The 20,636-nt window shown below is 53.5% G+C and carries 21 protein-coding genes; 11 read left to right on the top strand and 10 right to left on the bottom strand.

Annotation, left to right across the window (positions count from 1 at the left end; translation table 11 throughout):
- Window positions 1-93: 93 nt before the first annotated feature.
- Window positions 94-942 (bottom strand): mechanosensitive ion channel family protein, encoded by an 849-nt coding sequence (locus H2508_RS06605; RefSeq protein ID WP_182170477.1) that lies wholly within the window; start codon window positions 940-942, stop codon window positions 94-96.
- Between the two features lie 259 nt (window positions 943-1,201).
- Between H2508_RS06605 and H2508_RS06600 the strand changes: the two genes are divergently transcribed.
- From H2508_RS06600 to H2508_RS06580, 5 genes are read left to right on the top strand one after another with little or no spacing between them, the layout of a single operon-like run.
- The gene (locus H2508_RS06600) at window positions 1,202-1,657 is read left to right on the top strand and encodes a MaoC family dehydratase (protein ID WP_182170474.1); all 456 of its coding nucleotides are present in this window, start codon (window positions 1,202-1,204) and stop codon (window positions 1,655-1,657) included.
- A gap of 10 nt (window positions 1,658-1,667) precedes the next feature.
- The gene (locus tag H2508_RS06595; RefSeq protein ID WP_182170471.1) at window positions 1,668-2,360 is read left to right on the top strand and encodes an NUDIX hydrolase; all 693 of its coding nucleotides are present in this window, start codon (window positions 1,668-1,670) and stop codon (window positions 2,358-2,360) included.
- Between the two features lie 20 nt (window positions 2,361-2,380).
- The gene (locus H2508_RS06590; RefSeq protein ID WP_182170468.1) at window positions 2,381-3,958 is read left to right on the top strand and encodes an FAD-dependent oxidoreductase; all 1,578 of its coding nucleotides are present in this window, start codon (window positions 2,381-2,383) and stop codon (window positions 3,956-3,958) included.
- Entirely contained in the window at window positions 3,955-4,386 is a 432-nt protein-coding gene (locus H2508_RS06585; protein ID WP_328799329.1) for a c-type cytochrome, read from the top strand. Before H2508_RS06590 ends, H2508_RS06585 begins: the two co-directional genes overlap by 4 nt.
- Window positions 4,379-5,248, top strand: coding sequence for an HpcH/HpaI aldolase/citrate lyase family protein (locus H2508_RS06580; RefSeq protein ID WP_182170465.1), 870 nt, complete (start codon window positions 4,379-4,381; stop codon window positions 5,246-5,248). The genes H2508_RS06585 and H2508_RS06580 overlap by 8 nt, the downstream gene beginning before the upstream one ends.
- Before the next feature lie 7 nt (window positions 5,249-5,255).
- Here the strand turns inward: H2508_RS06580 and H2508_RS06575 are convergent, their stop codons facing one another.
- Both H2508_RS06575 and H2508_RS06570 read right to left on the bottom strand, forming a co-directional pair.
- Window positions 5,256-6,443, bottom strand: a complete 1,188-nt coding sequence (locus H2508_RS06575) for a lipid-transfer protein (protein ID WP_182170462.1) — start codon at window positions 6,441-6,443, stop codon at window positions 5,256-5,258.
- A 42-nt stretch (window positions 6,444-6,485) separates the two neighbouring features.
- Window positions 6,486-6,920, bottom strand: a complete 435-nt coding sequence (locus H2508_RS06570) for a Zn-ribbon domain-containing OB-fold protein (RefSeq protein ID WP_182170459.1) — start codon at window positions 6,918-6,920, stop codon at window positions 6,486-6,488.
- Between the two features lie 351 nt (window positions 6,921-7,271).
- On the opposite strand from H2508_RS06570, the gene H2508_RS06565 reads away from it, so the two are divergent.
- On the top strand, window positions 7,272-9,767 hold the full coding sequence (locus tag H2508_RS06565) for a TonB-dependent receptor (RefSeq protein WP_182170443.1): 2,496 nt from the start codon (window positions 7,272-7,274) through the stop codon (window positions 9,765-9,767).
- 322 nt (window positions 9,768-10,089) lie between these two features.
- Window positions 10,090-10,854, top strand: coding sequence for an SDR family oxidoreductase (locus H2508_RS06560; RefSeq protein ID WP_182170440.1), 765 nt, complete (start codon window positions 10,090-10,092; stop codon window positions 10,852-10,854).
- 50 nt (window positions 10,855-10,904) lie between these two features.
- Here the strand turns inward: H2508_RS06560 and H2508_RS06555 are convergent, their stop codons facing one another.
- The 5 genes from H2508_RS06555 to H2508_RS06535 form a co-directional block, all read right to left on the bottom strand.
- The gene (locus H2508_RS06555) at window positions 10,905-11,495 is read right to left on the bottom strand and encodes a PqiC family protein (protein ID WP_182170437.1); all 591 of its coding nucleotides are present in this window, start codon (window positions 11,493-11,495) and stop codon (window positions 10,905-10,907) included.
- On the bottom strand, window positions 11,492-12,460 hold the full coding sequence (locus tag H2508_RS06550) for an MlaD family protein (RefSeq protein WP_182170434.1): 969 nt from the start codon (window positions 12,458-12,460) through the stop codon (window positions 11,492-11,494). The genes H2508_RS06555 and H2508_RS06550 overlap by 4 nt, the downstream gene beginning before the upstream one ends.
- On the bottom strand, window positions 12,457-13,269 hold the full coding sequence (locus H2508_RS06545) for an ABC transporter ATP-binding protein (RefSeq protein ID WP_182170431.1): 813 nt from the start codon (window positions 13,267-13,269) through the stop codon (window positions 12,457-12,459). Before H2508_RS06545 ends, H2508_RS06550 begins: the two co-directional genes overlap by 4 nt.
- Before the next feature lies 1 nt (window position 13,270).
- Window positions 13,271-14,401 carry an MlaE family ABC transporter permease gene (locus H2508_RS06540; protein ID WP_182170428.1) on the bottom strand — a complete coding sequence of 377 codons (1,131 nt, stop codon included), beginning with the start codon at window positions 14,399-14,401 and terminating at the stop codon, window positions 13,271-13,273.
- A 66-nt stretch (window positions 14,402-14,467) separates the two neighbouring features.
- On the bottom strand, window positions 14,468-14,980 hold the full coding sequence (locus tag H2508_RS06535; RefSeq protein WP_235964930.1) for a DUF3806 domain-containing protein: 513 nt from the start codon (window positions 14,978-14,980) through the stop codon (window positions 14,468-14,470).
- A 160-nt stretch (window positions 14,981-15,140) separates the two neighbouring features.
- Here H2508_RS06535 and dapA point away from each other — a divergent pair, with 160 nt between their 5' ends.
- Genes dapA through H2508_RS06520 form a run of 3 tightly spaced genes read left to right on the top strand, consistent with a single transcriptional unit; the run spans window position 15,141 to window position 17,842 of the window.
- Window positions 15,141-16,013, top strand: a complete 873-nt coding sequence (dapA, locus tag H2508_RS06530; RefSeq protein ID WP_182170425.1) for a 4-hydroxy-tetrahydrodipicolinate synthase — start codon at window positions 15,141-15,143, stop codon at window positions 16,011-16,013.
- On the top strand, window positions 16,013-17,062 hold the full coding sequence (bamC, locus tag H2508_RS06525; protein ID WP_235964924.1) for an outer membrane protein assembly factor BamC: 1,050 nt from the start codon (window positions 16,013-16,015) through the stop codon (window positions 17,060-17,062). Before dapA ends, bamC begins: the two co-directional genes overlap by 1 nt.
- A 12-nt stretch (window positions 17,063-17,074) precedes the next feature.
- Complete coding sequence (locus tag H2508_RS06520) at window positions 17,075-17,842, top strand: MBL fold metallo-hydrolase (RefSeq protein WP_182170421.1); 768 nt, start codon at window positions 17,075-17,077, stop codon at window positions 17,840-17,842.
- Between the two features lie 3 nt (window positions 17,843-17,845).
- On the opposite strand, the gene H2508_RS06515 is transcribed toward H2508_RS06520, so the two are convergent.
- Window positions 17,846-18,718, bottom strand: coding sequence for a lysophospholipid acyltransferase family protein (locus tag H2508_RS06515; protein WP_328799328.1), 873 nt, complete (start codon window positions 18,716-18,718; stop codon window positions 17,846-17,848).
- Between the two features lie 41 nt (window positions 18,719-18,759).
- Window positions 18,760-19,254, bottom strand: a complete 495-nt coding sequence (locus H2508_RS06510) for a leucine-rich repeat domain-containing protein (protein ID WP_182170418.1) — start codon at window positions 19,252-19,254, stop codon at window positions 18,760-18,762.
- Window positions 19,255-19,351: 97 nt separating this feature from the next.
- Between H2508_RS06510 and H2508_RS06505 the strand changes: the two genes are divergently transcribed.
- Window positions 19,352-20,635 carry a hypothetical protein gene (locus H2508_RS06505; protein ID WP_182170415.1) on the top strand — a complete coding sequence of 428 codons (1,284 nt, stop codon included), beginning with the start codon at window positions 19,352-19,354 and terminating at the stop codon, window positions 20,633-20,635.
- Window position 20,636: the final 1 nt, after the last annotated feature.

Raw genomic sequence — 20,636 nt, 5'->3', positions numbered from 1 at the left:
TTGAAGAGGCTAGGAAGTAGCGTAGCTATTGGCTGCTAGTGAGTCCGGCGGAGAGCCTCTTGGGCTAGCCGCCGGTACTCGATGGGGCAGGGTTTAAGCTGCCTTCTCTGATGAGTCTTTCGGTGCCTCTGGGCTTGATTGCTGATGCATGTGCACATCCATTTGTGGGTAGGGGATGCTGATGCCTTCCGCGTCGAAGCGGGTTTTGACGGCTTCGGTAGTGGCCCATAAGAGCGGCCAATAATCGCTGGACTTGACCCAGGGGCGCACTAGGAAGTTGACCGACGAGCTGCCCAGTTCGCTCAGCACAATCACCGGCGCGGGCTCTGGCAGTACGCGTTCGTCGGCAGCGATGATCTCTTGCAGTATCTGCTTAGCTTTGCGGATGTCGTCATCGTAGGAAATGCTAAAGGTCATATCCACTCGGCGTGTGGGGCGAGCAGAGTAGTTGGTGATATTGTTAGAGATGATCGCTCCGTTAGGCACCGTCACTTCTTTGTTGTCGGTAGTGGTCATGGTAGTGGTGAAAATACCGATGCTGTCGATCACGCCCATAGCGCCACCGGCCTCGACAAAGTTGCCCTTGGTAAATGGGCGGAAAATAATGAGCAATACGCCTGCGGCAAAGTTGGACAGTGAGCCTTGCAGTGCCAAGCCAACAGCGAGGCCAGCAGCACCGACTACGGCAATCAGCGAGGTAGTGTCTATACCCAACTGACTGAGGGCAGCAATTATTACAAATAGCAGCAAGATCCAGCGCATGATAGAGGTTATAAAGCGGACCAGTACCTCATCCACGCCGCGTTTGCGCATCAGGTTCTCGACCATGCCAACCAAGGCTCTAACAACCACGCGACCGATCACGAAGATCAGCAGTGCGATGATGACCTTGACCCCCCAGGGGATGATGTAGTTCTCGAGGATCATGGGAAAATTCTCCATAAGTTTTCTCCGATCAAAAGTTTTGGTGACTAACCCGCCACTATAACGAAATCAGTTTCTGCTGCCTACCGCGGAGGCCTTTGCGTTTCAAGTGATGGTTGCCTTAGCAGTGCTTTTAGCTGCCCTGGCGGCGCTGTTTCCCTTAGCTTCAGGTGAAGCGGCTAGTGGTGGAAAGAGTTAAACCGCGCAAGCTGCTGGCATGGGTGCGGAGTGTTATAGTCTGTTCGATTATCATTGACTCGAAACTTGGACTGAGATTATGACGACAACCTTTAAATCACCTGCGGATTTGCTTGGCTCTGAAGGCCGCCACCTTGGCTACAGTGAGTGGTTGGAAATTAGCCAAGAGCGTATCAACCTATTTGCCGATGCCACTGGTGACCACCAGTGGATTCACGTAGACCCCGTCAAAGCAGCTGAGGGCCCCTTCGGCGGCACCATTGCCCACGGCTATTTGACGCTGTCGCTGGCCAATCAGTTCTTGCCGGAAGTTTTGCAGGTTGAGAATTTCTCGATGGGCGTGAACTACGGCTGTGAGAAAGTGCGTTTTCCCGCTCCGGTCCCGGTGGGCAGCCGTTTGCGTGGCGCCGGTGAGGTGATTAGTGCTGAAGAAGTTAAAGGCGGCGTGCAGGTGGTCGTGCGCATGACCATCGAGATAGAGGGAGCGGATCGTCCAGCCTGTGTGGTGGACACCATTAGCCGTTTTTTCCCCTGAGGCCAGCTAAATGATCAAGCTTAGTGGCTCAGTAGAACCGATTTACCCCTCCGCTACGGTTATTTTGATGCGCGATGCGCACAGTGGCCCTGAAGTGCTGCTGGTTCAGCGCAGTACCGCTGTCAAGCACATGGGCGGTATGTGGGTGTTTCCGGGCGGGCGGGTTGATCCGGCCGATGATCCCGGTGATGGCGACCCCTTGCGGACTGCGATGAATGCTGCGATCCGTGAGACCGAAGAAGAAGCTGGCTTAAAAATCACTGAAGATCAGCTGGAGTACTTGTCACACTGGACCACACCAGAAGGTGCCAAAAAACGCTTCTCTACTTGGTTTTTCTTAGCCATTCTTGAAGATGACCAAGAAGTACAAGTCGATGGTGGCGAAATTGCCTTCCACCGCTGGCTCTCGCCTCGTGTCGCTTTCGAGGAAATACGAGATCCCAATAACCCTTTCCGCCTAATGCCGCCAACCTATGTCAGCCTGGTCGATTTAGCTGACTACTCAGATTGCCAAGCCGCTCGCGAGGCGATTGCCAAGCGAGAGCCAATTAGCTATGTGCCTAATATGGTTTTTATTGAGGGAGGCATTTGTTTCTTATACGAAGAAGATGCTGGCTATGTCGAGGGAGATGAGCAGGCAGAGGGCCCGCGCCATCGAAGCTATATGCTTGGTGATCACTTGGAATATATCTGCCAGTACTAACACGCCGCACGAGGAACACTGTGGATAAAAAGCAGGAACAAAATAACAAACTGATCAAATCAACTAGTGCAATAGGGCGCAGACAGCTACTAGCCGGTATGGGAGCACTTGCTGGTGCCGGCCTTGGCGCTTCACTAGCAAGTGCTAGCTCGTCTCAGCAGTCAATTATCCAAAGCTCGGAACTGCGCAGCTGGGATATCACTACCGATGTGCTGGTGGCCGGTTCTGGCGCAGCGGGCGTCAGCGCGGCTATTGAAGCGAAAACAAAAGATGTCGATGTGCTGTTAATTGAGTCACTGCCTAAGCTGGGTGGCTCCTCGGCAATGTCCGGAGGTGTGGTGTACGCGGGGGGTGGTACTTCCTTGCAGCGTGCATTAAAGATCGAAGACAGCAGCGAGGCCATGTATGACTTCATCGTCAGTGGTAGTAAGCACCCGCAGTTAGACAAGATTCAGCTCTACTGTGAGTCCAGCCCTGCTCATTTTGATTGGTTGGTGGCGCAGGGCGTGCCCTATAAGGAAAGCTTTACTAAAGCTAAGGGCCTGCCTTTTGGTGATGAGTCGCTGTATTACTCTGGCAATGAACTGGCCTGGCCTTCCCGGGAGCACTCGCGACCTGCCCCTCGGGGTCATGTCCCTGGCGTGCCGGGGATGAACGGCGGCCGCAGCTTGATGGAGGCGCTACTAGCCCGTTTGCCAGCACTGGGCGTCAAAGTTCGCAGGGGCCTCTCCGGTCAGCGTCTGGTAGTTGAAAGTGATGGCCGAGTGGTGGGCATGGTAGTCCAGAGCAGCCAGGGCAGGCTGAATATACGCGCGCGACGTGGCATTGTACTGGCCTGTGGCGGCTTTATTCACAATCGCGATATGTTGCAGCGCTATGCGCCGGAGTTGTTTGATTGTTCAGTGCCTTGGGGTAACGCCGGCGACTTAGGAGCGGGTATTAATATGGGTATTGCTGCAGGTGCTGAGGCACTGCGCATGCACCACGGCTTTGCTGTCGTGCCGATCTACCCCCCTGAAAATGTGCTGTCTGGTATCGTTGTAAACGCCTCGGGCCAGCGCTTTATTTCTGAGGAGTCCTACCACGGCGTACTGGGCGATGCCATTGCCTTCCACCAGCAGGGTAAAGCTTGGTTAATTACCGATAGCCAGAGCAGTTATGCCATGGCGCAGGATAACTTCCCCTTGGTGGCGCGTAGTAGCACTGTCGGTGATCTGGCCGAACAGGTCGGTTTTCCTCAGGGCGCTCTGCAGCACACAGTGGCCTACTACAACCGCTTTGCTGAAAACGGTGTCGATCCGCTGTTTCAAAAAAGCACTGACTTTTTACGGCCCTTACAAGGTGGGCCTTACAGTGCTTGGGACCTGTCAGTGGACCAAGCTTTCTTCCCAGCCCATACCTTTGGCGGACTGCACACAGATATTGACGGCCAGGTGATCAATAGCTTTGGTGAGGCCATTCCCGGGCTTTATGCGGCGGGACGTACAGTGGCAGGTTTGCCCACAGCGCCTTATATCGCCAGCGGTTTGTCAGTGGGAGATTGTACATTTTTTGGTCGGCGTGCCGGATTGGCTGCGGCACAGGAGGCAGTGCAGTGAAAATAAAAACCTTAGTCTGCTTGGCGCTCTTGCCACTGGCTAGTATCGCCCAGGTTGATAATACCGAACTTGAGATGCGCGAAGGCTCGGCTGAAAGAGGGCGTTTGGTGTTTGGGCAGTGTCGCACTTGTCATTACCCTGAAGCTGCCCTAGGGCACAATAATGGCCCTAATTTGCATCGTATTTTTGGCAAGGTGGCTGGTAAGCAAGAGGGCTTTGAATACTACTCAGAAACCTTCAAACAAGCAGAATTTGTGTGGACCCCTGAGCTGCTTTATTTGTGGCTGGCCGATCCTTTAGCAATGTTTCCAGATACCACGATGATGAGTTTGGGGGTGCCTGACGCTCAGCAGCGAGCTGATTTAATTGCCTATTTAAAAGAGGCTTCTGTCCGAGGCGCTGTCGAGGAAAGCACCAGCGATGAGTGATAAGCCACTGCGCTCAGTTCTTTATATGCCCGCTTCTAATCAGCGTGCCATGGATAAAGCCCGCAGCTTAGCGGCAGATGCAATTGTGTTCGACTTAGAGGACGCAGTGGCTCCCGCTAGTAAGGAAACGGCCCGTGCATCGCTAATAGAGCAGTTGGCAGCGGGAGGTTACGGACAGCGGCAGCTGGTGGCACGTTGTAACAGCCTAGCTACGCCCTGGGGACGAGATGATTTGCAAGTCTTAGCCGGCAGTGCTGATCTAGCAGTGATCTGTCTGCCCAAGGTGGAGAGCGCTACTGAGCTAGACCGGGTGATGGACGTGCTAGCTGATGCCGGTCGTCAAGATATTGCGCTGTGGGCAATGTTGGAGACTCCCGCTGGTATAGCTCATGCTGCTGAGATTGCACAGCACCCCGCAGTGAGTGTTTTAGTGATGGGTACGACCGACCTAGCTTCAGAGTTGCGCGTTCCCCATCGGCCCGATCGCTTAGGTTTGCAGTGGTCGCTCAGTCAAGCTGTGCTGGCTGCGCGTCTGGCTGGTATTGCGGTGCTCGATGGCGTCTATCTAGAGCTCGACAATCCCTCGGGTTTTCAGGCAATTTGTGAGCAGGGCAGAGCCTTAGGTTTTGATGGCAAAACTTTGATCCATCCCTCCCAGCTAGATGCGGCTAACACTGTGTTTGGTCCCTCGGCAGAGGGTGTGCAGTGGGCTAAGCGAGTGATTGCTGCTTGGCAAGTCGCCCAGGAGCAGGGCCTAGGGCTTGCCGTACTCGATGGCAAGCTGGTGGAAACTATGCATGTTGATGAGGCGCGAAGAACACTGGCGACTGCTCGTTATATTGCCGAGCAGTCGCAGCATTGAGCGTCTTTTAGGCTTTTACAATGACTGAGCTGCCGTGGCCGAATAGCCCTTGGTTGGCAGTGATGCCGACCTTGGCGCCTTCAACCTGACGCTCGCCAGCTTGACCACGCAATTGCCATGTCAGTTCGCAGATCTGAGCAATAGCTTGTGCGGGGACCGCTTCACCAAAGCAGGCTAGTCCGCCGGATGTGTTGACGGGAATGCGACCACCAATGGCGGTATCACCTCGGCGCAAGAGCTGAGCGGCTTCGCCGCGCGGCGCTAACTGCAGGTCTTCAATCCAATCGAGTTCCAGCGCAGTCGACAGGTCGTAGACTTCAGCGATATTGACGTCTTCTGGGCCGATGCCTGCTTCCTCGTAGGCTTTGATCGGCAGAGAGGCGCGGTAGCTGTGGGCGTCGATGCCTACAGCGGCTGCTGAGTCGGTAGCAATATCTGGCATTTCCACGACACCACTAGCAAAGGTGGGGGTGACAGTAGAAATTGCTGCGACCCGTGGGGCGTCACCTTTGCCGATGCGCTTAGCGTAGTCGACACTAGACACAATCAGAGCTGCACCGCCATCACTGGTGGCGCAAATATCCATCAAGCGCAGGGGGTCTGCGACCATGGCGGAAGCGGCGACGTCCTCAGGGGTGAAGCACTTGCGGTAGCGGGCCAGGGGGTTCTTGCTGCCAGCAGCGGCGTTTTTCACTTTTACCGCAGCAAAGTCTTCCAAGGTATCGCCGTACAAGTCCATCCGGCGTCTGGCGTACAGGGCGAAGTAGGTGGGGTTAGTAATGCCTAGGTAAAAGCGAACCCAGTCTGGGTCCTCGGGGCGGTAACCACCGGCAGGTGCCAGAAAGCCTTTGGGGGTGGTATCTGCGCCGACAACTAGGGCAACTTCGCACTCACCAGCCAAAATTTTGTTGCGTGCCGCGGCCAAGGCCTGGGAGCCCGAAGCACAGGCGGCATAGGAGGTGTTCACTTCGGCGCCTTGCCAACCCAGTGCTTGAGCGAAGGTGGCACCGGCAACATAGCCGGGGTAGCCGCAGCGCATCGTGGCGCCGCCAGAGACAAAGCGCACATCGCGCCAAGGGACACCGGCATCACTTAGGGCTGCTCGTGCGGCGGCAACGCCGTACTGCACAAAGTTGTGACCCCATTTGCCCCAGGGGTGCATGCCTGCCCCTAGGATTGCAATCTCATTGGACATACTGCTTACTCCATCTATCGTGACGGTTGTTAACCCTAAGGGTTAAGCCGTAACGGGTTTCCATTTCCAGGTCACTTTAATTTCGTCGTCGGTCTCGTGCAGAGTTTCTAGCACCAGCTCCATCGGCATCCCGATTTTGAGCTGCTCTACACCAATACCACCGGCGACCTGTCCCAGAACGGTCATTTGCTCCTTTTCAAGCTGCACCGCAGCAATCGCAAAGGGCTCGAAAGGGTCGGCGGCGACAAAGGGAGCCGGCGGCTTGTAGCTAGCATTAGTGTAGCTCCACAGCTCACCACTGCGGCTTAGCTCGACCTCTTCAAATTCGCTGCTGTCGCAGTCTGGGTTTTTGCAGTAGTCGTTTTGCTTAGGAAAGAAATAGGTCCCGCAATCACAACAGCGGGTGCCGATCAGTCGCGGCTGATCGCCCATGGTGTGCCATCCCTCGATGGCAGGGGCGAGGGCTTTATTACTCATAGAGTACCTCCAGATTAGAAGCTATAGGGTACTACTCCGCCTAGAATGTGAGCAAGGTATCTCGGCTAGGCGCTAGCTTCGGGGTTTACTAATACAGACCTGCATTGTTTCAATCTTAGCCTCTTTGTGCGGTGCAGGTCTGATACTTTGCTCATTACTCGAGTTGCGCTGTGTTTGCCCTAGGCTGTGGTGACTGCCAATACTTGTAAAAATACATTATTGAGCAATCCGAAGCACAAGATATATGAGCAGTTAATGATTGTTTGTGCTTTGGCCTTGCGGCATTATTTCGAGTTCTAGTTATGAGTTTTGCTCAGTAATAAGACCAACAAATTTTCACAGGGGAAAGTCATGCCAGATTCTAGGCAGTCAAAGTGGCCATCTAGGCTGATGATTACTGCGATAGCGGCGAGTCTTTATACTGCTCAGAGTGGTTTTGCTCAGGGCTTAGAAGAAGTGCTCGTGACTGCTCAGAAGCGCGAAGAGGGTCTGCAGAACGTTCCTATTTCAGTGGAAGCCTTTGGCGAGCAGCAAATTGATAACTTGGCGGCTCAAGATATTTCGGATCTTGGCACCTTCACCCCTAACGTCGATATCGGCAAGGCGACCAATCAGCCGCGCTATGCAATCCGTGGTATTGGCACAGATGATTTTGGCGTCGGGGCAGATCCTGCAGTAGGTGTCTACGTCGATGGTGTGTATATCGGGCGCTCCGGCGGTTCTAAAGTTGCCTTCAACGACATCGCTCGCATTGAAATTCTAAATGGTCCGCAAGGTACTTTGTTTGGGCGCAACGCCGCTGCAGGTGCCATTCAATATGTCACTAATAAGGCCACGGATGAGCAGGGTGGCTGGCTGAAGGCAACATTGGGTAACTACGACCGCAGGCAGTTTGAAGGTGTTTTCAATACGCCAATTAGCGATAACTTATATTTTCGCAGCGGCATGCTATATAACAAGCGCGATGGCTGGGTGAAGAATGTATTTACCGGCGATGACCTATCGCGTGAGTACAACAAATCGATAAATGCTCAGCTGCGCTGGCTGCCCAGCGATCGGCTCGATATCACTTTACGTGCGGAGTATGACGAGGTCGATCAGGATTCTCGCCCTGCTTCCTCTGCGGTCATCGGGCCGCGGCATAAAAAAGGTGCTTTTACCAAGGTAGAAAACGATGAGTTACTGCCTGAGCGGCGCTACTTGTTTGGCAGTTCGCTGAACGTTGCCTATGACCTGGACTTTGCTTCACTGACCTCAATCTCTTCTTGGCGCACTTATAATTCGCGCAACCCAGAAGAAAAGGACGGCTCAGCTGATCCACTGTATCGTTTTAATGATCTCAATGCTGAGAAAAACAAACAGTTTGGTCAGGAGTTCCGCTTAGACGGAGAGTATGGTGAGCGCCTCCGTTGGACAGCTGGTGCGAGCTATTATTGGGAGCACGCTAAACAACAAAGTGGCATTATTCTCAGCCCACAGTCACTGGATAAGTTAGTGGCAGAGCGGGAAATTGGCGTACCCTACAGCGCTCTAGCGCCTGGCCAGGCGCTAGATGTTGCTTTCCTCGTTATTCCTGACCCCTATGGACGCCGCGCTTTTAGCAGTGGTGCCCAGGCGCTTAATTCTGGCATCGATTTCAGCGAAAATATTTTTATTGATGGTGAATACGAATCAACAGGCGTCTTCGTCGACCTAAGCTACGATATTCTCGATAACTTATCGCTCACCGCTGGTGTGCGCTATACCGAAGATGACAAGACCTTCGGTCGCTATGTTGAGTTCAATGAATACGTGCTGGCTTTTGGTTTTCCAACAGAAACCCGCTTAGATGGGCAGGGGAATTATGATCCCAATGGTGCACTGGGGTATTTAGAGTCAGACAAAAGCTGGTCGCAAGTAACGCCGCGGCTAGTGCTAGACTGGAATGTCACGGATGATGTACTGCTTTATGCCTCCTATTCTGAGGGTTACAAAGCGGGTGGCTTTAATAGCGCAGGTGAAGTTTTAGCGCCGGCATTTGATCCTGAGGAGGTCACTAACTACGAGTTGGGGATGAAGTCCTCATGGCTAGATAACACTTTGCGTGTTAATGGGGCGCTGTTTAATTATGAATACGACAATCTTCAGCAGTTAGAGTTTATCGAGTCGGCATGTCTGTCCAATAGCAGCACAGGCGCATACCTCTTTGAAACATCTGATGTCAAAGGCAAGGGCATGGAGCTCAGTGTTAACTGGCTGCCCATTCCCGCCTTGGAGTTGTTTTTTAATACCGGTTTGCTCGACGCCGAATACACCCGCCGACAAGAGCGCAAAGTGGTCGACGGTGTCTGTCAGAGCATTGATCGCTCCGGAGATGACTTTGCTGAATCACCCGATCTTAACTACAGCCTTGGCGGTACCTATACCTTAGATTTCGCTAATGGCGGAGAGCTGAGTTTTTCTGCAGCTTATAACTTCAGCGAAGGCGTGTCCCAGAGCAGCTGTACTTATGTGGTGAACAACAGTGCGCTGGGCCGGCCTTCCGATGTGTATAAGCTGGCCAAGATAGATGGCAAGCTGGTCATTTCTGATGGCTCAGCTACCGGCGATCTGACAGAGGCGCCATTCAATTCTTGTCCTGATACCGGCGATCGGGAGCAGCTTAATGCCCGGGTCGCTTATTTGAGTCCCGCTGGCGACTGGGAAATTGCCGCATATGTCACTAACGCCACCAACTGGAAACCGAGGAATAAAAACCCCGGTGGTTTGGGCGGTGAGCTGGCTTCGCAGTTTTCCGATGGCTCCCCGGCTTATGATCGACGAGATGAGCCGCGGATGTATGGCATGGAGCTGCGCTACAACTTCTGATCATAGATAGCTGTCCGCCTTATTTACTATCTATCCTTTGGAGTGGGCTTCCCGGGGGCGGCCTGCTGTCTTCGAGGACTGAGTTCCCTTGTCGCTGGCCATGGATGGCTAGCACCCAGTTTATAATGAGCTAGCTGCTGCGCCCGTCGTAGCAGCTCTCGCCGATAGCTGCCCGGTTATATAGAGATCAATAAGCCTCGGTTTTAGCTCATTTTGCTGCCAGGCTGCGCAATTATTTATAGAGTTTCAACAGATCGAGTTTGACTCTCGGGCAAATTAAGTAACAATCGACGACCTGTATTTAGTAACTAAGGAAAGTAATATGGCTTTATACGCAATGACTGGTGGCGCCACCGGTATTGGTGCAGAACTGCGCCAGCAACTCACCGCGCGCGGCGACCAGGTGATTTCCGTCGATATCAAAGAGGGCGATGTCATCGCCGACCTATCTACGGCCGAAGGCAGAGCTGCTGCGGTGGCTGGGGTGACGGAATTGGCACCCGATGGTCTTGATGGTTTTATTGCCTGTGCTGGCTTGCCGCCGATAGCCAGACCGCTGTCACTGATTGCTCAAGTAAACTACTTCGCGGTAGTGGCTACAGTGGAGGGTTTAAAAGATCTAGTGGCTAAGCGCCGTGGTAGCGTATTGATTGTGTCATCGAACTCGGCGCCTATGATGTCGGCCGATGATCCTTTCGTGACAGCCTGCTTAGCGGGCGATGAAGCGGCGGCCTGTGCCGCAGTGGAAGAGCGGGATGGCCATGTGGCTTATGCCGGGTCAAAGCGAGCCATTGTCGCCTGGATGCGTCGCAACGTAGTGGCCTATGCCAAAGCTGGGGTGCGGATGAATGCCGTGGCGCCTGGCATCACCCAGACCCCGCTCGCCGAAAGTGTGTTTGAAGATGAAGAGCTCGGTCAGTCAATGCGCGATTTCCAGGCCAGTGTACCCTGGGGCGGTATGGCCAAGCCTGCGCATATCGCCAATGTAATGCGCTTCATGCTAAGTGAAGAAGCGGATTTTGTGTGTGGCTCGGTATTTTTTGTCGATGGCGGCTCGGACGCCATGATGCGCAACGATCAGTTTTAACTTTTAACTTTTAACTAGTCTAAGCTCTGCGCTACTTAGCTGAGCTTAGACTAAGACTCAATTCCTGAAGCCATATCACTGGCTATGCTGTCGGCAATATCTTGGCTTAGCTGCTCTAGTAAGAGGCTGTAGCTCTCAGACATGGCCGCACCATCAGCACCCTTAACAGCGCTTTTGTAATGGCCGATGCGGCGCAGAACTTCGCTTCCGCTGTGCGGTTTGTTAAGGCGCCACTCAGCAAGCAAAACAGCTTCACTGGCTGTCATGTCCAAGCTAAGAATCCACACTTGGATGCCGTAATCAGGTGTTTCACTGCGCGACCAGGGGTAGCGGCGGATATTCTGGGTGTCCAGAAAACCTGCCAGATTCAGGCTCATGACACGGCTTATGCCTTCTTCTAGCGGCTCTGCCCAGCGCTGAAAGTTGGCAATGTGTAGCTGGTTGTCGCCGCGCTTGAATACCATGGCGTTGCGATTGAGATACTCAGGAATTTTTATTGGCCCAATGCCCAGTGCCGGGTGATTGCTTTCGCCGCCACCAGCCTTACTGCTAAGGTGGTAGTAGCTACTTTGTGGGGTGCTGCCGCAGGCGGCCAGTAGCAGCGTGAGACCAAGCAGGCCAAGGCGTGCTAGTTGCTTCATAGTGAATCCTCGCTTTTACCCCGGAGCAGCGCTTCGGGCTGCTCTTCTAATGTTTTGGCTAATAACTGCATCGCGCGCCCTGCTAGGGCGAGTTCACGCAGGGCTTTGTTCAATTCGTAGGTGGTGGGTGAGTCTTCTCTGACCAGGTTATTGACCTCGCCAAGTGTTTTTTCAAAAGCCTGCATGCTGCCTGCCAGTACCTCGAGATTTTGCTCTACCATATTGGCTATACGGGGTAGCTGTTCATTGGCTGTGGCGGCAGTGGCGGCGGTGTTGTCTAGCACTAGATCTAATTTGGGGCCGCTGTTAGCTAAGCTGGCCCTGAGTTCCTCGCTGAGCTGGCTAAGAGAGAGAGCAGCGGATTCGATTTGTCCTGGCAGTGCTTGGAATTTGTCCCCGGTAATAATTGTTTTTAAGCCGCTGGCGATTTCGCGCAAATCGATGGCGACTTGTGCTGCGTCTATTTCTTCGAGCTGTCGACTAAGCTTTTGCAGCTCGGTGGGAATAGTGGGAACTTGCAGATAAGGGCTATCTAAGTCGGCCAGCTGTACTGGTGAGTTCGGGTGAAAGTCTAGCTGTACATAGAGCAAACCCGTTAGCAGGCTCTGGGTGTTGAGCTGGGCGCGCATCCCCCGGGCAATCAGTTCCTCGGTCAGTTCATCTTTACTGTTGCCCCGGCGCTGGACATTTTTATCATCTAAGTCAGCGGTCACCAGCATGATCAGGTTGTCGCGGTCACCTTCTAGGATCAGGTTGATATCAACGACCTGTCCAATCTGCACTCCGCGCAGGGCGACGGGTGCGCCGACGGACAGCCCTTTGATTGAGCCGTCAAAGACCATGACGACTCGCTCTTTGCTACTGCCCAAGCCACTGCCGACAATGAACACCGCAATACTGATAATGATCAGTAGGGCGCCGATGATAAACGCGCCGATAGCGACACTATGGCTGTTCTCGCTCATGGTACTGAATCTCCCTTAGTAGCGTTGATTCCCCTGGTCAGGAACTGACGCACAATAGCCTGCTCACTGTGGTCGCGTAAGTATTTGGGATCGCCGTAGCCAATCATAGTTTTACTGTTGGCATCGAGATAAACCGAGTTGGTGGCAATGTCGAAAATGCTGGCCAGTTCGTGCGTCACCATCACCACAGTGGAGCCTATAGACTCTTTTAATTCTACAATGAGTTCGTCCAGCATGCGTGAGCTGATCGGGTCTAGGCCGGCGGAGGGTTCGTCAAAAAATAACACCTCCGGATCGAGAGCAATGGCGCGAGATAGTGCCGCGCGCTTGAGCATCCCGCCACTGACCTCGGAAGGGTAGTAGCTCTCGTAGCCCCCAAGGCCGACCAGTGACAGTTTGTAGGACACGACATCAGCGATTTCAGCGCGACTGTAGTTGGTGTAGAGCTGTAGGGGAAGGCTGACGTTTTCTCCCAGGCTCATAGAACTAATCAGGGCACCTGACTGATAGGTGACGCCCCAGCTCTGCCGCATGGCATCGCGGGTGGCGGCGTCGGCTTGAGTGAAGCTGCGTCCCGCGTAGAGAATATCGCCTTGCGCCGGCGAAATTAGGCCTAGCATGTGTTTTAGTAGGGTGCTCTTGCCACAGCCACTGCCGCCCATAATGACGAAAATATCGCCGCGATTAACTTTGAAATTGAGCTCGCGCTGGATGACTCGGGCACCGTAGGCCATAGTCAGATCGCGGACCTCGATATGAGCTTCTTGGGCTGAGCTTGCTAGCTTGGCGCTGTCAGAGGCGGCAGTCATATCAGATCTCCAGTTGTTGGAAAATGATATTGATTGCTGCATCGGCCACGATCAAATAAACCAAAGCGGTGACCACGGCCTCTGTCGCAGCATTGCCCACTGCGGCTGAGCCGCGTCCGCTTTGGATGCCGGAGCGGCAGCCTGCCACAGCGATCAGTACAGCGAATACAAAACTTTTGCTGAGCCCAACCAGAAAGTGGGTTGATGAGAACGCCTGCTCAATTTGGCTGAAATACTGCAACCAGCCAATGCCCATGCCGCCGGCGACGATTGTGCCGCCAATCACGCCTAAAAGGTCGGCATAGATAGTTAGCAGGGGTAGCATTACTAACAGTGCAAGCACCCGCGGTACGACCAAAAACTCCATGGGGGATACGCCCATGGTAGTGATAGCGTCTATTTCTTCATTGGTTTGCATCGTGCCAAGCTGGGCAGCGTAAGCCGCGCCAGTGCGTCCGGCCATGACCACTGCCGTCATCAGTACGCCCATTTCGCGCAACATCCCGATCAGCACTAAATCGGCGACATAAATTTCCGCGCCGAACATCTTCAACTGCACTGCGCCCAGGTAAGCTAAGATCATGCCCACCAGCACGCTGGTCAGACTGATAATCGCTAAAGCGTCGGGACCGGTCTGGAAGCAAAAATCGCGAAAGTCGCTGAGACGGGTGTTGGATTTGCCCATAATCAAGCGCAAGAGTGCGATGACCAAGTCGCCGATAAAGGCCATTGAACCAGCCAGCTCATGGCCTAGATTGCGCAGCATGCGCAGCGGGTTGAGTCGGGTTAGCAGTGCTTGCCGACTCTCGTTGTGGCGTTCGTGAGCTGGCACGGCGGTGGCCAGTTGCAGCAAACTGTTAGCGCTGTCTGGTAGCTTCCGCTGTTCAAAGGCGATGCCTTCGGCGCGACAATGATTGAAGCACTTGAGCAAGAAGGCCACCAGCAGTGAATCCCAGCGGCCTAGCTCTGAGCCATCCACGATCAACTTGAGCGGCGCGGCGGCGACGAGTTCGGCGCGCAGTGCTTCGAAATCAGCCATCTGCTGGCCCTGCACCCAGTTGCCACGGAGCTGTAGGACTATCGCCTGTGGCGAGTCTTCATCGAGCTGGAACTCGGGGGCTTGCTGGCTCATTAACTATGGACAGGAGTTCAAGGGGGCCGCTCAGTCTACTGCTTGGCGCTGGCTTGTGGCAACCGTCTACTGGAAAGGCAGCTTGGTTTGAGTGGCCGCCATAATGTCGTAGGCCTTGCGGTAAATAACTGCCACGGCTGTGTTGCTGCCAGCCTCTTGGCGCCTAGATATCATAGTCATAGGAAACAAAAAGTTGTCAGTATTGCCATCGCGAAGTGCGCGGCTGCGACCTAGTTTGTCCTCGTAGATCACCCAGTGCAGCTTTAGTTCAGCGGCCAATAAGTCACCCAGGATCATGCCCATAGCTTGCAGCTCGCGGGTTTGACTGGGTTTGACCAGCCGCTGGTCCAGTAGGCTTTGCAGAAGCTGCAAGTCGCTATCAGTATCGCCGCTAAAACCACGGCCAAAATGGCGCCGGGTAATGTCTTCCAAGAGAGTCCGCTGCTGCTCCATGTACTGGTGGTCCAAAAGGGACAGCTCACTGATTCTGGCTTCGCTTTGGGCGGCAACGGGCTGGGTCGCCATTAAGCCCAGTAGGCAGAGCAGCAGTGCTGGTAGGATGAAACGTGTAATAACCAAGGTGACCTCCCTCGCTTGATGATAGGCTCAGCCCTAAGGGGCAAGATTAAGGCTACTTTAACCTATTCAGGTTGTCATCCGAGCCCTTACATGGATAATTGCCCACTTTCCTTTGGGCGTCTAGATCTGAGCGCCTGAGACCGCAATCTGGAGAACCTCAATGATAACCGGCAGTATTGTCGCCTTAGTAACCCCCATGCAGCCCGATGGCAGTTTGGACTGGAAACGGCTGGAAAATATCCTCGATATGCATATTGAGGCGGGTACAAATGGCATAGCAGCTGTCGGTACCACAGGTGAGAGCGCGACACTGAGCGTGCCAGAGCACTGTGAGGTGATTCGCCACTGTGTGCGCTATGTGAATGGCCGTATACCGATTATTGCCGGAACCGGGGCCAACTCGACTAGCGAAGCGATAGAGTTAACAGTCACGGCTGCTGAAAATGGCGCCGATGCTTGCTTGCTAGTGACACCCTATTATAACCGCCCGACACAGCGAGGCCTTTATCTGCACTATAAAGCCGTGGCCGAGGCAGTGGCTATTCCGCAAATCCTGTATAACGTGCCAGGGCGCACGGCAGTCGATATGCACAACGATACAGTGGTGGCTCTGTCCGCGATTGATAATATCGTTGGCATAAAAGATGCCACTGGCGATTTAGACCGAGTTCCCGACCTCAAGGCGCGTTGCCGAGAAGGCTTTGCTATCTACTCTGGAGACGATGCTACCGCACTAGAGTTGATCCTAGAAGGTGGTCACGGCAATATCTCTGTCACAGCTAATGTGGCTCCGCGGCAGATGGCGAACATGTGCCGCTTAGCATTGGCGGGTAATCGTGAGGCTGCAGCACAGATTGATGCCAGCTTGAGTGCACTGAATACCGCCTTGTTTTTAGAGGCCAATCCTATTCCAGTAAAGTGGGCCATGCAGTATCGTGGTTATGTGCAGTCAGGTATTCGCCTGCCTTTAACCGAATTGGATGAGCAGTACCATGCAAGAGTGATCGCGGCCCTCGAGGCGGCAGGAGTCTGATGAGCAATTTTATGAAATGTGCCGCGCGCGTCGGCATTTGCACTACGCTGCTGGCAAGCACAGCTGGCTGTGGCTATCTATTTAGTGATGATGGCGTGTTTCGCGACACCTCTGAAGACTATAAAAAAGCCCCAGAAACGGCAGTGATTAAAGTCCCTGAAGGCAAGCAGGTTTCAGCCCTAGAGGAAATTTATCCTATACCAGCGGTGCAAGATCAGTTGCTGATGGCTGGTGAGTTTGAAGTGCCACGCCCGACTCCCTTGGTTGGGGGAGCTGCTGATGAGGTGGTGCGTATCCAGTCGCTGGGTGACGAAAGCTGGGCTTTGGTGGCGATAGCACCGGGGCAGCTTTGGCCGCAAGTTCGCGGCTTCCTCGCCGCCGCAGGTATCCAGGTAGGGCGCTTGGATGCCCGGGCCGGTATTATGGAGACCAATTGGCTGCAATTAGATGGGCAGGATATGTCCTCCCGCTTCCGTTTCCGTATTGAACAAGGTGTTCAGCGTGGCAGTAGTGAGCTACATGTCTTACAGATGAACCAGGCTGGAGACATTAATCGCTGGCCCAAACAGTCAGATAATCTCGCTCAAGAAGGCGAAATGCTTAAGGCTGTAGCGCAGTTTATCGCCAACAGTGCCGATACTGCTCCAGTGTCGATGATTGCTGAGCAGGCTATGAGTGCCGTGGGTAAGGTTTCCATGCAGGAAGCCCCCGAGGGTTATACCTACATTAGTCTTGGTTTACCTTTTGGACGGGCATGGGCCTCGCTAGCTAAGGCTTTGGAGGATTCAAGCTTTGAGATCGAAGACCGCGATCGCAGTGCCGGAACCTACTACGTCCGCTATCTTGGGCCATCTGAGCAAGAAGAAGGGGGTTGGTTCTCTTGGCTGTTTGGCTCTGATGAGCACCCCTTAAAGAACAAAAGCTTTGAGCTACTGGTGACTGAAGACACGGCAGAGCAGGTGGCGATACGTCTGCGATCTTCGGATCCAGCCTATGACAAGCGTCAAGAGCAGGCCCTCTTAGCTATCATCAAAGGCAATATCCGCTAGCGGGACTGCACAATGCGTTTTGCCTCTTTGGGCAGCGGGAGCAAGGGTAATGCCACCCTTGTGAGTGCTGGGGATACTCTGCTAATGGTCGATTGTGGCTTCTCGGTGAGAGAGACTGAGCGTCGCATGGCGGCGCTAGGTGTTGCTCCTGCAGCGGTGGACGCTATTCTGGTCACGCACGAGCATAGCGATCACAGTGCCGGCGTGGCGCGTTTTTCTCGGCGCTATAAAACCCCTGTATACACCAGCCACGGCACCTTCGCGAGCGGCCGGATAGAAGACTGTCATGAGCTAGAGCTGTTCAACAGCGATCAGAGTTTTAACCTGGGGGATGTTCACGTTCAAACGGTTGCTGTGCCCCACGATGCTCGCGAACCCTGTCAGTACCGCTTCACTTACGATGGCCTATCTTTGGGGGTGCTGACTGATTTGGGAAGTATTACAGCGCATGTGCTGCGCCACTACCGCGGCTGTGATGCTTTGCTGCTTGAGTTCAATCACGATTTGGAAATGCTGCTCAATGGGCCCTATCCACAGAGTTTGAAGCAGCGAGTCTCTAGTGACTGGGGGCATCTGAATAACCAGCAGGCTGCAGCCTTGTTGCAGGACATAGGCTGCGATCAGTTGCGCTACTTAGTGGTCGCTCATATCAGTGAGAACAATAACTGTAAAACACTAGCCGCCGAAGCGCTCTCTGCAGTCTATGGCGAGCTGGATGAGCGGGTGATATGGGCTGAGCAGGGCGATGGTTTTGCTTGGTTGGATCTCAAGCGAGCTTAGCATCTAGGATTTATTACTGCGCGCTTCTTCTTTGGCACGGTCGCGTTTCCAGCGACGATTGCTCCACAACCAGCTCTCGGGTTCATTGCGAATAGCGGCTTCGGCTGCTTTGATATAGGCATCGATAATGTTGTGGCTGCCCTTCTCGTAAGGGGGGCTGGCCAAGTGATGGAATTCCATTTCGTAATAGCCGGTGCGAACTCGGTGGCACTGAACGAAGGCGACTGGGAACTGGGTCATTTGCGCTATGCTTTCAGCACCTAAATAAAAAGCTGCCTCCTGATTCATAAAGCTGCTCCAGTAACCCCGCTCATTGCGTATCGGTGACTGGTCCGCGACCATGACAAAGAGTCGAAACTCACGGCGTCGGCGTAAAATATCCCGTGCTGCGTCGGCCATGGCCAGAGGGCGGCCGCCAAAGCGTCGGCGGATATCGTAGATGAGACGGTCAGTCGTGGGGTTGTGCAGGGGCTTGTAAACAGGGTCAATCGGGATACCTAAGCTAGTGGAGGCCCCGTGCAGCATCCACTCCCAGTTGCCTTGGTGCACGGTGAGGATAATAGCTGAGCGCGTAAAGTTTTCTGTCAGCTGCTCGATAAACTCTGGGTTGCGGACCACCATGCGCTCAGCAAAATCGGCTTCAGTCATCCGACGTGCTTTGACGATCTCTAAGGCAACTTGAGTAAAACGGCGATAAAACTGTTTGCTAAGCGCGCTAATTTCAGTCGAAGATTTTTCTGGAAAAGCGCGACTGAGATTCTGCTTAACAACAGACTTACGGTAGCCTACGACATAGTAGAGCAGTAAGTAGGCCAGCCAAGCTAGGGCATAGAGCAGCGGAAAGGGCAGTCGGCTGATCAGTCGGTACAGAATCACAGGGGCGCTATCCTCAAAGAGTATTTGCTAGCGGGGCTAGGCTAGCCACAGTGCCGGGGCAGCTGTAAGCGTCCAACACGCAATAGCGTTTGCCGATTGGGACAGCGCAGGCTTTTGTTGGCGGAAAGGTCAAGGCTGTCTAGGGCTGGTAAGTCAGTCAGGGGCGAGGGATCGAGGATCTGGTTAGCTGTTAAATAAAGCTCGCTCAGGCTACCGATGGCGGCGAGTTCGCTGATATCGACGATAGAGTTGTCACTGAGGTCGAGCTCTTGCAAAGCGGTAAAAGCTGCGAGGCCCTCTAAGCTTTCAATGCCTGCGCTGCGACAGGACAGCTCTTTGAGCTGTGTCATCTGGGTGATTTTTCGGTCTTTGATAGTTTTCTCAATGCATTGCTGTAAGGCAGGATCTGCCGCGGCAAAGTCGCTAAATAATGGGTGAGGGGTATAGACGACTTTGTCATTCACAGAGAAGTCATATTGTTGGCAGGCACTCAGTAATAGCAGTGCCAGCAGCGAGGCAGATAGTCGTGACAGCATGTGGGTACTCATTTTGGTCAGTGTCGCCTGCACTCATAGCGCTAATGCCCGCCATAGCGGCTACAGTGACTCATCTTGGTGCAGGCTAAGAGTTATAATGCTAGCCTGTCAGGCGATTAATTACGAGCACCCTATGGTTGAGTTTCACCCCAATAAGGCAAAAGCTAAGCCATCTTTGGATGAGCTGCCCGCGATCAGCCTAGAGCAGCGCGCTAACCTCAAGTCACTTGAGCTCACTCTGCGTAAGCAGTGGCGTATGGGGCAAAATATCGTGCTGTGCTGGAGTTCTGATGAGCGCGGCTTGTTGCTTATCTGGGTGCCACATTATTTTCTTGGTAATTACTGTGCTCAGCCTAGTGATAGCGCAAGTGAAAATGAGCAATTTATTCGCCGCTTGATTTCAGGGACTCGGCGTAAAAAGCGCGAAGAGCTATTTGCCATTGCCAGTCGCCTAGATGTGGCACCAAGCTTTATCAGGCTCCCATCAGCACTGTCTGAGGGTCCGGAAGTCTTGGCTGCGGTTGAGGAATTGATCAAACGCTACGGGCTGGGCTATGTCGAATCCCGGGCAGTTTTACTGTTCGACATAGCAGAGTTCTCTTTGTTTACGCCTTTTGAGCAAGCAAGCCAGTTAAATAGTTTGTCTTACTCAATGAACTCAGCCTATACCAAGCTACTCTCTCAAGGTATTCGCATCAACTTCTCTCGTACGACTACGGGCGATGGTTACTATGTTTGGAACCGTGATGTCAGCGAGTCCTGCTGCCAAGACCTGTTTATGTTTTTACTCTTGGTGGTGGCCGATAATGCGGTAGCTAGGGAGGTATCTGTAGGCAATACGGTGCCGGTGATTCGCAGTGCCTATCACGTGGGTAGCCACTATGAGCTCTACCAAGCTGAAGGCGTTAATCCGACGGTGTTTAGCTATATTGTGGGTGATGTCACCATTGACTTAGCGCGCATGCTAGAGAAGGCGATGCGCCACCAAATTTTGGTCGGTGACTTTAGGGCGGCAGCTTACCGAGAGAGCGGCGGGCATGAAGTACTTAGCACAGCGCAATTTGTAGAGCACTGCAACAGCCGCTTGGCCCTTATGCGCGGTATTCAATTGTCCGGTCGTACCATCCTTGGTATGCACTGTGACCTCACTAGGCAGCATGACGGCATTGACCACAGTGTTGCACAGCGGATTAAAATCACTGATAAACATGGGGTGCAGCGCCTGGCTTACAATTTGCAATTGAGTATTGAGTTTGAAGAGCAGAGTCTAGAGCTGGGCATCGCCGAAATAGATCAGAGCGCCAACTCAATTGAAGATTGCTCTATAGAGCGCCTTGCTCCTGAGTCACTGCACAGCAGTGACATTGCCTGCGTCGAGTGAT

The organism is Sediminihaliea albiluteola, from assembly GCF_014077625.1.
Classification (GTDB): Bacteria; Pseudomonadota; Gammaproteobacteria; order Pseudomonadales; family Halieaceae; genus Sediminihaliea; species Sediminihaliea albiluteola.
The sequence above is the reverse complement of the archived record's forward strand: the minus strand, read 5'-3'. Positions and strand labels throughout refer to the sequence as shown.

What these genes read in the sequence shown, in the direction of transcription:
- H2508_RS06605 (WP_182170477.1), bottom strand. Translation starts at nt 942, where the DNA reads ATGGAGAATTTTCCCATGATCCTCGAGAACTACATCATCCCCTGGGGG.
- H2508_RS06600 (WP_182170474.1), top strand. Translation starts at nt 1,202, where the DNA reads ATGACGACAACCTTTAAATCACCTGCGGATTTGCTTGGCTCTGAAGGC.
- H2508_RS06595 (WP_182170471.1), top strand. Translation starts at nt 1,668, where the DNA reads ATGATCAAGCTTAGTGGCTCAGTAGAACCGATTTACCCCTCCGCTACG.
- H2508_RS06580 (WP_182170465.1), top strand. Translation starts at nt 4,379, where the DNA reads ATGAGTGATAAGCCACTGCGCTCAGTTCTTTATATGCCCGCTTCTAAT.
- H2508_RS06575 (WP_182170462.1), bottom strand. Translation starts at nt 6,443, where the DNA reads ATGTCCAATGAGATTGCAATCCTAGGGGCAGGCATGCACCCCTGGGGC.
- H2508_RS06570 (WP_182170459.1), bottom strand. Translation starts at nt 6,920, where the DNA reads ATGAGTAATAAAGCCCTCGCCCCTGCCATCGAGGGATGGCACACCATG.
- H2508_RS06565 (WP_182170443.1), top strand. Translation starts at nt 7,272, where the DNA reads ATGCCAGATTCTAGGCAGTCAAAGTGGCCATCTAGGCTGATGATTACT.
- H2508_RS06560 (WP_182170440.1), top strand. Translation starts at nt 10,090, where the DNA reads ATGGCTTTATACGCAATGACTGGTGGCGCCACCGGTATTGGTGCAGAA.
- H2508_RS06555 (WP_182170437.1), bottom strand. Translation starts at nt 11,495, where the DNA reads ATGAAGCAACTAGCACGCCTTGGCCTGCTTGGTCTCACGCTGCTACTG.
- H2508_RS06550 (WP_182170434.1), bottom strand. Translation starts at nt 12,460, where the DNA reads ATGAGCGAGAACAGCCATAGTGTCGCTATCGGCGCGTTTATCATCGGC.
- H2508_RS06545 (WP_182170431.1), bottom strand. Translation starts at nt 13,269, where the DNA reads ATGACTGCCGCCTCTGACAGCGCCAAGCTAGCAAGCTCAGCCCAAGAA.
- H2508_RS06540 (WP_182170428.1), bottom strand. Translation starts at nt 14,401, where the DNA reads ATGAGCCAGCAAGCCCCCGAGTTCCAGCTCGATGAAGACTCGCCACAG.
- dapA (WP_182170425.1), top strand. Translation starts at nt 15,141, where the DNA reads ATGATAACCGGCAGTATTGTCGCCTTAGTAACCCCCATGCAGCCCGAT.
- bamC (WP_235964924.1), top strand. Translation starts at nt 16,013, where the DNA reads ATGAGCAATTTTATGAAATGTGCCGCGCGCGTCGGCATTTGCACTACG.
- H2508_RS06520 (WP_182170421.1), top strand. Translation starts at nt 17,075, where the DNA reads ATGCGTTTTGCCTCTTTGGGCAGCGGGAGCAAGGGTAATGCCACCCTT.
- H2508_RS06510 (WP_182170418.1), bottom strand. Translation starts at nt 19,254, where the DNA reads ATGCTGTCACGACTATCTGCCTCGCTGCTGGCACTGCTATTACTGAGT.
- H2508_RS06505 (WP_182170415.1), top strand. Translation starts at nt 19,352, where the DNA reads ATGCTAGCCTGTCAGGCGATTAATTACGAGCACCCTATGGTTGAGTTT.